This is a genomic window from Terrisporobacter muris (genome assembly GCF_024621905.1).
Taxonomy (GTDB): domain Bacteria; phylum Bacillota; class Clostridia; order Peptostreptococcales; family Peptostreptococcaceae; genus Terrisporobacter; species Terrisporobacter muris.
In genome coordinates, this window is record NZ_JANKBY010000015.1 from 18,160 (window position 1) to 27,379 (window position 9,220).

The 9,220-nt window shown below is 28.5% G+C and carries 10 protein-coding genes; 8 read left to right on the top strand and 2 right to left on the bottom strand.

What is annotated here, in order from left to right:
• Positions 1-43 precede the first annotated feature (43 nt).
• The 4 genes from NSA58_RS02580 to NSA58_RS20950 all read left to right on the top strand — a co-directional run bounded on the left by NSA58_RS02580 (position 44) and on the right by NSA58_RS20950 (position 2,950).
• Positions 44-697 carry a DUF3786 domain-containing protein gene (locus NSA58_RS02580; protein WP_052233062.1) on the top strand — a complete coding sequence of 218 codons (654 nt, stop codon included), beginning with the start codon at positions 44-46 and terminating at the stop codon, positions 695-697.
• Between the two features lie 86 nt (positions 698-783).
• Positions 784-1,314: a ribonuclease M5 gene (rnmV, locus tag NSA58_RS02585; RefSeq protein WP_039680480.1), complete on the top strand. Its 531-nt coding sequence runs from the start codon at positions 784-786 to the stop codon at positions 1,312-1,314.
• Positions 1,315-1,324: 10 nt separating this feature from the next.
• Entirely contained in the window at positions 1,325-2,197 is an 873-nt protein-coding gene (gene rsmA / locus NSA58_RS02590; protein ID WP_039680479.1) for a 16S rRNA (adenine(1518)-N(6)/adenine(1519)-N(6))-dimethyltransferase RsmA, read from the top strand.
• Between the two features lie 459 nt (positions 2,198-2,656).
• Positions 2,657-2,950, top strand: coding sequence for a DUF2812 domain-containing protein (locus NSA58_RS20950; protein WP_082007841.1), 294 nt, complete (start codon positions 2,657-2,659; stop codon positions 2,948-2,950).
• A 192-nt stretch (positions 2,951-3,142) separates the two neighbouring features.
• On the opposite strand, the gene NSA58_RS02595 is transcribed toward NSA58_RS20950, so the two are convergent.
• Positions 3,143-3,706 (bottom strand): PepSY domain-containing protein, encoded by a 564-nt coding sequence (locus NSA58_RS02595; RefSeq protein WP_074429674.1) that lies wholly within the window; start codon positions 3,704-3,706, stop codon positions 3,143-3,145.
• Between the two features lie 195 nt (positions 3,707-3,901).
• Here NSA58_RS02595 and NSA58_RS02600 point away from each other — a divergent pair, with 195 nt between their 5' ends.
• Together NSA58_RS02600 and NSA58_RS02605 are read left to right on the top strand one after the other, a co-directional pair.
• The gene (locus tag NSA58_RS02600; protein ID WP_039680478.1) at positions 3,902-5,164 is read left to right on the top strand and encodes a hypothetical protein; all 1,263 of its coding nucleotides are present in this window, start codon (positions 3,902-3,904) and stop codon (positions 5,162-5,164) included.
• Positions 5,165-5,305: 141 nt separating this feature from the next.
• The gene (locus NSA58_RS02605) at positions 5,306-6,097 is read left to right on the top strand and encodes a hypothetical protein (RefSeq protein WP_039680477.1); all 792 of its coding nucleotides are present in this window, start codon (positions 5,306-5,308) and stop codon (positions 6,095-6,097) included.
• Between the two features lie 50 nt (positions 6,098-6,147).
• On the opposite strand, the gene murC is transcribed toward NSA58_RS02605, so the two are convergent.
• Entirely contained in the window at positions 6,148-7,506 is a 1,359-nt protein-coding gene (gene murC, locus NSA58_RS02610) for a UDP-N-acetylmuramate--L-alanine ligase (RefSeq protein ID WP_039680476.1), read from the bottom strand.
• 233 nt (positions 7,507-7,739) lie between these two features.
• Here murC and purR point away from each other — a divergent pair, with 233 nt between their 5' ends.
• Positions 7,740-8,615 carry a pur operon repressor gene (gene purR / locus NSA58_RS02615; protein ID WP_039680475.1) on the top strand — a complete coding sequence of 292 codons (876 nt, stop codon included), beginning with the start codon at positions 7,740-7,742 and terminating at the stop codon, positions 8,613-8,615.
• A gap of 165 nt (positions 8,616-8,780) precedes the next feature.
• The gene (gene spoVG, locus NSA58_RS02620; protein WP_018591966.1) at positions 8,781-9,059 is read left to right on the top strand and encodes a septation regulator SpoVG; all 279 of its coding nucleotides are present in this window, start codon (positions 8,781-8,783) and stop codon (positions 9,057-9,059) included.
• Positions 9,060-9,220 lie beyond the last annotated feature (161 nt).

The window sequence follows — 9,220 nt, forward strand, 5'->3', positions numbered from 1 at the left end:
AATATTACAATTATAATTAAAGGAAATATAAGGGGGAGTGGGGATGGAAAGTAATTATAAAGTGGCTTATTATAATGAGTGGAAAACACTACAAAAAAGGAATTTTCAAAAAGTAGCACAAATAAGAAATGTTATATACGACGAAGATAAAAATGAATTTATTATAAAAGTTTTTAATAAAGATTATATTTTGAATTGTGATGATGAAACAATAATGAGAAGTGAAGATAATTATATTCCAAGTGCAGAAACAGGGGTGATGTTTTTAAACTACCTATCTTTTACAGAATGTGATATAGACAAAACAAATAAATGGGTGAGTATTAAGGAAATACCTAATGGTGGAATGATGTTTTATCCAGCATTTTATAACAGTAGCATAGTAAACTTGATAAATGCTTTTGGTTATAATTCAAGCAAATTAAAAAAATGCGCAGAAAACTTAGATGGAAAAGAAGTTAGAATGGGGGATATAGCTTTTGAATTTGAAGTTTTTTCAAAGGTATTTTGTCGTGTGGTTATTTGGGAAGGCGATGATGAAATTAAGCCAAGTGCTACGATATTATTTGATTCTTCTATACAATACATGATGCATGTGGAGAGTATAATTGGACTTGGTGGATATATAATAAATAAAATTATAAATGAACTAGATAAACCTGAACATATTCATTCTATTATATTAAACCTTGATTAAATCTATTAAAAAACGTAAAATATAAAGATATGATATTAATGAAAACACAATTTTAAATAAAATAGATTAAAAGGTGATTATATAAAATGATAAAAGAGATAATAGTAGTTGAAGGAAGAGACGATGTTACTGCTGTGAAAAGAGCGCTAGACTGTGAACTAATAACTACTGGAGGATTTGGATTTCCAAAAGGTGTAATGGAAAGAATTAAAGCAGCTCAAGCAAGAAGAGGTGTTATAATTTTTACTGATCCAGATTTTGCAGGAGAAAAAATTAGAAAGAAAATTGCAGCAGAAGTTCCAGGGTGTAAACATGCATTTTTACCAAGGGAAGAAGCTAAAAAAGATGGAGATATAGGAATAGAAAATGCATCTCCAGAAAGTATACTAAGAGCCTTAAATAAGGTCAGAACTGAAAGCATAGAAAAGAGAAATGAATTTTCACAAGTAGATTTAGTTGTAAATGGATTAATAGGAAATGAAGATGCATCTTATAGAAGAGATACTGTAGGTCAAATACTTGGGATTGGATACGGAAATGCAAAGCAATTCTTAAATAGATTAAATAACTACGGAGTTTCAAGAGAAGAATTTAACAAAGCAATAGAAAGTTTATAAGGAGACGAACATGGATAGATTATCATCACATCAAGCCACAAAAGAAGTTGTTCAAAAACATAATTTTAAATTCTCAAAATCATTAGGACAAAACTTCTTAATAGATACAAATGTAATAGATAAAATTATTGCAGGGGCAAGGATTAAAGAAGGCGATTATGTAATAGAAGTAGGACCAGGAATTGGAACACTTACAAAAGAAATGGGAAAAAATGCAGAGAAAGTAGTTGCAATAGAAATAGACAAGACTTTAATACCAATATTAAAAGAAACTTTATCTGATTTTTCTAATATAGAAGTAATAAACCAAGATATATTAAAAGTTGATGTACAAGAATTAGTAAAAGAAAAGTTAAATGGAGGACCAGTAAAATTAGTTGCTAACCTTCCATACTATATAACTACACCAATAGTTATGAAGTTCTTAGAAGAAGATATACCAGTAACTGACATAGTTGTTATGGTTCAAAAAGAAGTTGCAGATAGAATGAATGCAAAGCCCAATACTAAAGACTATGGTGCATTATCAGTAGCTGTTCAATATTACTGTGATACAGAAATAGTTGCGAAAGCTCCGAGACATATGTTTATGCCACAGCCAAATGTTGATTCAACAGTTATAGGACTTCATGTAAGAGAAGAACAAATATACCATGTAGATAATGAAGATGTATTCTTCAAAACTGTTAAAGCATCTTTTGGTCAAAGAAGAAAAACTCTTCTTAACTCACTAGGTGGACTTGGATTCTTAAGCAAGGATCAAATAAGAGAAGCTTTACAAGAAGCTAATATAGATGAAAAAAGAAGAGGGGAAACTTTATCGATAGAAGAGTTTGCCTCATTGTCAAATGAAGTAAATAGAATTCACAATGAAAATAAATAATATGAAATATATTGTACGCTATTGATTTTAATCAGTAGCGTATTTTTTATGCCTAAAAAGTTTATAACTATATCCATTTATAATATAGTTTAGATAAATAAAGATATATCATAAATGGATATATCTAAAAAAGATATAAATAACAGAGGGTGATGTTTCAATAGTTACCGCAACTATGTATACCATGTTAAAGAAGATGCAAGTTCAAGACTATATAACATTAGCAGGAGAGGAAGCAAGAAAAAAGATATAAAATGGCGCTTCATGGTGTTAAAGCATTTGAAGGAATATGAGGAGAAAAATAGTTATGGCAAAGAATATAAAATATGTACCAAGTGGCGGTTTACTTTTGGATGAAAATGAAGATATAAATAAGTTAAGTAAATTAGCTAAAGAAGGATAGATATTAGAATCTTTTGAGAAATTGTTATAGAAGCTTAGAAAAGGTGACCACAAGATATAGAGTATAGCATCGATTATAATGAAGATAAAGATGATTGGGATGGATATATATCTTTATTTGAAAATTGTGATTGGAACTATATTTGTTCATATGATGCATATCATTTTTTAAATGCACCAAAGGGAGCTAAGCCTATTTATAGTGATAAAGAAACATTGAGTTTAAAATATGAAAAACAATATAAATTAATGAAAAAATCAATAATAGGTACTATAGCCCTAATAATTGCTTGTGTATTAGGAATTCGCTTCACATTAATATTACAGAATACTTCACCTCTATTAAGATGATTAAGATTTATATTATATATTGCGTCTGGTGAAGAAATTGGTATTTTAATACCATTTACTGTATGTCTGTAATGGCTTATAATAAAATAGGAAATCAATAATTGGTATGATAGATGAATAAGAAAGGAGAGTTTAGACTCTCCCTTTTTCATGTTTAAAAAATACAAATTTAATTTATTTTAATTGATAAATTTATTCTTTATCTATTCCATGTGATAAAATTTCACCTGTTTGTGCATCTATTTCATAACTATATTCTTGGTTATTATAATGAAAGTCTATATCATACTTATTAAATCCGTTATCAGTATCGTATTCAATATTGTCAAATTTAACCTTATCATTTGTCAGATTTGCATGTTTTAAAGCAATATCCTTAGCTTCATCTTCGCTTATTTTAGCTTTATTAGATGTAGCATCTGGATTAGTTGGTATAGTATAGTCTTCTATATCTTTGTCAAATTCAATAACTTCTCCAGTATTAGCATTTATTTCATAATCATATTCTGTATTGTCTGTGTAAAACTCTATGTCATATTTTTTTATACCATCTTCTGTGCCTTCTTCTGTTTTTACAAAAGTAACTTTATCATTTGCCAACTTTGCATGTTTTAGTGCTATGTCTTTAGCTTGCTCTACTGTTATTTTGTTTGATGTGATATTTATATCGCTAGGATTAGCTGGAGTTGATTTATTACACGCCACAAAAATCATACTTGTACTTATAATAAATATTGCTACTAATATTTTGTTCATATTAATCTCCTTAGTTATAAAATTATAGTAATATAAGTTTTTGCAAAATAAATAATATTATAAGCAAAATAAAAATAGTTAAAAAATTATAATAAATGGTATTAAATTGTTACGTTCTAAAAGGTAAAGTGGTACTTTTTAAAAAGGCATTTACATATAATTTCTTGAGAGATTATGTTAAGGGGTGAGAAACTAATGGCTACCAAAAGAAAGTTTAAAAGAGATTACATCATGCTAGAAGCGAAAGACATGAATTATAGATTTAAAGAAAAAGTGTCGCCAAAGGCTTTTGCAAAAATTGAAGTCACTGATGAAAAATCAGTCATAGCTTTGTATGCTGAAAATCTAAAAAGTGTAAGTGAAGGTTATTCAGTAGTAGCAATAAGAAGTGACTACGAAACTATAGATTTAGGTAATTTTAATGTGAATAGTCAAGGAAAAGGTGAATTTAGTCTAGATATGGGTGACGATGATATAGACATTAAAGGAATAGCGGTTATACAAGATAAAGCGGTTCCGCTTATAGGTTTTAAGGGAAGTAAAATAGATAACTTTGAAGAAATTTTATTTCCTCCTCAATACAAATTTGAAGAAGTAGAAGAAGATGATGAGTATGAATATGAAGAAGTAGAATATATTGAGGTAGACGATGATAGAGATGAGAATTCTGATTATGAGGAAGTTGATGACAATGAGGATGAATATGAGTATGAAGAATATGAAGAGATAGAATATGTTGAAGATGATGATGTAAGAGATAATGAATACGAATATGAAGAGATTATTTATGAAGAAATTGATGAAGATGAAGATGAAGATGATGATGAAGAATATGAGGAATATGAAGAAATATATGATGAAGAATACGAAGAATCAGTTCAGACAAACATACGACCTAAACCTCAACAAAAGAAAAATAGTAAAAGCAGAAATGATGACTATATTGAAAAGAAAATTAATAAAGCAAAATCTGCTTTAGAAAAGCAGTACACAAAAAATACTTATGAAACAGTAAAAACTAAGCCAGAATCAACTAAAACAGCAGGTATATTATTAATGCCAAGACAGATTAAAAAAGGATTAAAATACTTTAGAGAAGTAAAGCCTTTTGTAGCAGATTATATTGATAGCACTAGATGGTGGAAAATAGAAATTAATCCAACTACTTTATGTGGCTATACAATGCCATACTTAGGTTATGTAAACTCTTTGAACTATACTATGTATAGCGATGCTGTAATGCAGTCTTATAAATACAGACACTACTTATTTGGAGTACAATATGATGAATATAATAAGAGACAATATTATATTTATGCAGTTCCAGGGAAAAAAAATGAGCAACCTGATAAGGGGCATACAGGATTTACTAGATATCAAGCGTGTGATAATAGAAATAATTCTTTAGGTTACTGGTTATGTTTCATTGATTGTAAAGCAAGAAGAATAGTTAAGTAAATTTAATAGTTTAAATTAGGTAATAAACATTAAATAGTAAAAGAGATGGGAGTAAAAGAACACTTTAAAATAAATTAAACTTAAAATTAACTACAAAAAGTTATATAATAGTTATATAAAACATTTAACCGGGGGTAAGACATGGCTAAAAGAAGAAAAATAAAAAAATCAGTGTTCTTAGTTGCAGCTATTATACTATTTTTTGGCGTATATATTGTATCATTTACTCTTTTCTCTAAAGAAGAAAGCAGTAGTAAGGACAATGCAGTGAAAATAGAGGAGCCTGAAGATAATAGATCATTACTTAAACAATTAAAAGAGAAGGATAAAGTGTATTTATCTGATGGGATTGTATCAGATGTTAGAGTAGATGAGCAATTATTAGAAGAGTTAAGATATTCTTTTGAAGATATTAGTAAAATAAGAAAACCAGCATCTTATGAATCTACTTATGAAGGGTATTCAGATGATGGACTAAAGTTTTCAACAAATTTAGATGTAATAAGGATTTATACGGTTAACGAAGAAGAATATTATAAAATTCCTGTAGCATCTAAAGATGAACTGGAAAAATTATTGAATAAGAGTATTTATACTTCTTTTGATTTTATTAAACAATATAAAACATGGAAAGAAGTTAAAATAACTTACAAGGATACAACAAAGAATTTAAGTAAGTGGAAATATGATGACTTAGCAAATACGATGGCTGCAAAAAGGGTAGTTGGAAAGGTTCAACCAGAAAAAAGTAAGCAACGAAGTAAGTATAATTTTGTAATTCAAATTAAAGCAGATAATTATGAAGCAAAAGTTGAGGTTATGGGAGCTGACTATGTAAAAATTGAATCAAAAGATTTAAATTCTTACTACGAAGTTCATACAGCTTTATATGATTATATTAAAGATGATATTTTTAAATTATCTAAAAAATAGAAAAAGAGTAGAAGATTTGATTTATCAAATTTTCTACTCTTTTTTAACGATTATTTATTTTTTTCAAGCAACAATTCACCAATACGATAAACAGGACCTGCTCCAGCAGTTATTAGTAAATCGTTAGGTTGTATATTATCTTTTAGATAATCAACAATATCTTCGAATTTGCTGATATATATAGCATCTACATTGTTGTGATATAATTTTTCAACTAAGTCTTTAGAATGAATATCCCCTGGATCATCTTCTCTGGCAGCATAGATATCAGTTATTATAACTTTGTCTGCAGAGTAGAATGCTTCTCCGAATTCATTGAAAAGAGATTTTGTTCTACTGTAAGTGTGAGGTTGGAACACACACCATAAAGTAGATTTTTTTAACTTTTTAGCTGCAGCTAAAGTAGCTTTTAACTCTGTTGGATGATGAGCATAATCATCAACTATTAAAGCATCATTGTAGCTACCTTTAATCTCGAATCTTCTTCCAACACCTGTATATTTTATAATACTTTCTTTTATGTCTTCTGCGTTTATTCCAGAAACTAATGAAACTATTATAGCAGAAGTAGCATTATAAATATTGTGAACACCAGGAACTGCTAATTGGAACGTACCTAAATCTTTTCCAAAGTAAGTTAAATCAAATGATCCAAAACCACTATCATTAAAATGAATATTTTTTATGATAACATCATTTGAAGCTTCTTTACCATATTTAATCACATTAGCCTTAACATCATGTAATATTCCATCAGTGTTGGGACTGTCACCATTTATTATAAAGTGACCATCTTTAGGTAGTAGTTTTCCAAATTTATTAAATGAAGCTTTGATTTCCTCTATTCCAGAGAAGTAATCAAGATGATCTTCTTCTATATTTAAAACGATTGCTATTTTAGGGTTAAAGTTTAGGAAACTATCTGTATACTCACAGGCTTCTGTTATAAAGTTTTGTGAGTTACCTATTTTTACGTTTCCACCAATTGACTTTAAGTTACCACCAACTAAGATTGTTGGATCTAAGTTAGTTGAACCAAATATTGTTGATAACATAGAAGTAGTTGTAGTTTTTCCATGGGTACCCGAAACTGCTATTGAGTTTTTGTACTCTCTCATTATTTGCCCTAAAAATGCAGCTCTATTTATTGTCAGTATATTTTTATCTTTTGCAGCCATAAGCTCTTCATTGTCTGGATGTATAGCAGCAGTGTAAACTACCATGTCTAGTCCATCAGCAATGTTTTCTTTTTTTTGGCCAATATAAATTTTTGCACCTTGTGATTGAAGTTTGTCTGTCATTGAAGATTTACTCATGTCAGAGCCTGAAACTTCGTAGCCTTTATTAAGACATATTTCAGCTAGAGCACTCATACTTATTCCGCCTATACCGATGAAATGTATCTTCATAATAAAACCACCTTTCATTTTATTTATTTCTATAACAAGAACAATTTTTGTGGTATAATTAAATAATGTTCAATATTTTAAGTATCATATGCATATACTAATTCATATATTATAGTTTATTTATTTTTTCAAAATATATGAAACATAACTAATATTATATCATATAATAAAATCTTATGCATTATTTACTTTGATACCATAAATAGTTGTAATTGTAGGAGGTTACGAAAATAATGAAGTTTAAGAGAACGGAAAGAATTGGTGCTATTGTTAAGATATTATCTGACAATCCAAATAAAATTTATACATTAAGCTATTTTACAGAAACATTTAATGCTGCCAAATCTACAATTAGTGAAGATTTATTAGTTGTAAAAAATGTATTTGAAAAATTACAATTAGGTAAGGTTATAACAATTTCTGGAGCGGCTGGTGGAGTTAAATACATACCTAAAACATCAATACAAGAAAATCAAAACTTCCTAATGGAATTATGCGAGAAGATAAGTTCGCCAGACAGAATTTTATCAGGAAGATTTCTATATTTAATAGATTTAATATATGATCCAACAGTTGTAGCTAAAATTGGTAAGATATTTGCTTCAAATATAGATTACTCTAATGCGGATTATGTAGTTACTATGGAGACTAAAGGAATACCTATGGCCCTAATGACTGCAAAGGCAATGAATTTACCATTAGTAATAATAAGAAAAGACATAAAGGTTTCTGAGGGGCCAACATTAAGTATGACTTATGTTACGGGAGATAGTTCAAAAGTAGAAAGTATGAGTTTACCAAGAAAAGCTGTTAAGCCAGGAAGTAAAGTTATTCTTATAGATGACTTTATGAGAGGTGGAGGAACTATAAAAGGTATGACTCAGCTTATGAATGAATTCGGTGCAGAAGTAATAGGAACAGGGGTATTCATAACAACATCTACACCAGAGAAGAAATTAGTTGAAGATTACATATCTTTGATAGAAATAGATACAATCGAAAATGAAATACTTGTTAAACCAAATTTAAAAACTTTTAAAGATGAGTATAGGACAGAAGATGTTATGGACGACCTTTTAGATCATATTGATGATGAAATTGATGAGTAATTCTAACTAATTTTAACTGTATAATTATTTTTGTAAATAAAAAATAAAAAAGATTCAGAAAAATAAAAGGAATTTTTAAAAAAGTATAGAATTATTTACCAAACAGTTTATAATTATATTGGGTAAATTGTATTTTGTCAAAATCACAAAGGGGGATATTGAGGTATGAACATAACTGACGTAAGAGTAAGAAAAATTACTGATGAGGGGAAAATGAAATGTATAGTTTCAATAACTTTTGATAATTTATTCGTAGTACACGATATAAAAGTTATCGAAGGACAAAATGGACTATTCATAGCTATGCCAAGTAGAAAAGTTGGGGAAGGTAACTTTAGAGATATCGCTCATCCAATAAACGCAGAAATGAGACAAGTTTTAGAAGATGCAGTTTTAAAAGCTTACGAAGAAGCTTTAGCTCAACTAGAAGTTGCAGCAGAGTAATTCAATTAAGTTGGAATGTTATAAAGAATTGTAATAAATGAGTCGATGTAGTCGACTCTTTTTTATGTGAAAAAATAAACTTTTGCGTTTATAATGTATTATTTTTGTTTTGTGGTTAATAATAAAAAACATATAAGTGAAAATATTATAAAATAAAAAAT

What these genes read in the sequence shown, in the direction of transcription:
- NSA58_RS02580 (WP_052233062.1), top strand. Translation starts at nt 44, where the DNA reads ATGGAAAGTAATTATAAAGTGGCTTATTATAATGAGTGGAAAACACTA.
- rsmA (WP_039680479.1), top strand. Translation starts at nt 1,325, where the DNA reads ATGGATAGATTATCATCACATCAAGCCACAAAAGAAGTTGTTCAAAAA.
- spoVG (WP_018591966.1), top strand. Translation starts at nt 8,781, where the DNA reads ATGAACATAACTGACGTAAGAGTAAGAAAAATTACTGATGAGGGGAAA.
- murC (WP_039680476.1), bottom strand. Translation starts at nt 7,506, where the DNA reads ATGAAGATACATTTCATCGGTATAGGCGGAATAAGTATGAGTGCTCTA.
- NSA58_RS02600 (WP_039680478.1), top strand. Translation starts at nt 3,902, where the DNA reads ATGGCTACCAAAAGAAAGTTTAAAAGAGATTACATCATGCTAGAAGCG.
- NSA58_RS02595 (WP_074429674.1), bottom strand. Translation starts at nt 3,706, where the DNA reads ATGAACAAAATATTAGTAGCAATATTTATTATAAGTACAAGTATGATT.
- rnmV (WP_039680480.1), top strand. Translation starts at nt 784, where the DNA reads ATGATAAAAGAGATAATAGTAGTTGAAGGAAGAGACGATGTTACTGCT.
- purR (WP_039680475.1), top strand. Translation starts at nt 7,740, where the DNA reads ATGAAGTTTAAGAGAACGGAAAGAATTGGTGCTATTGTTAAGATATTA.
- NSA58_RS02605 (WP_039680477.1), top strand. Translation starts at nt 5,306, where the DNA reads ATGGCTAAAAGAAGAAAAATAAAAAAATCAGTGTTCTTAGTTGCAGCT.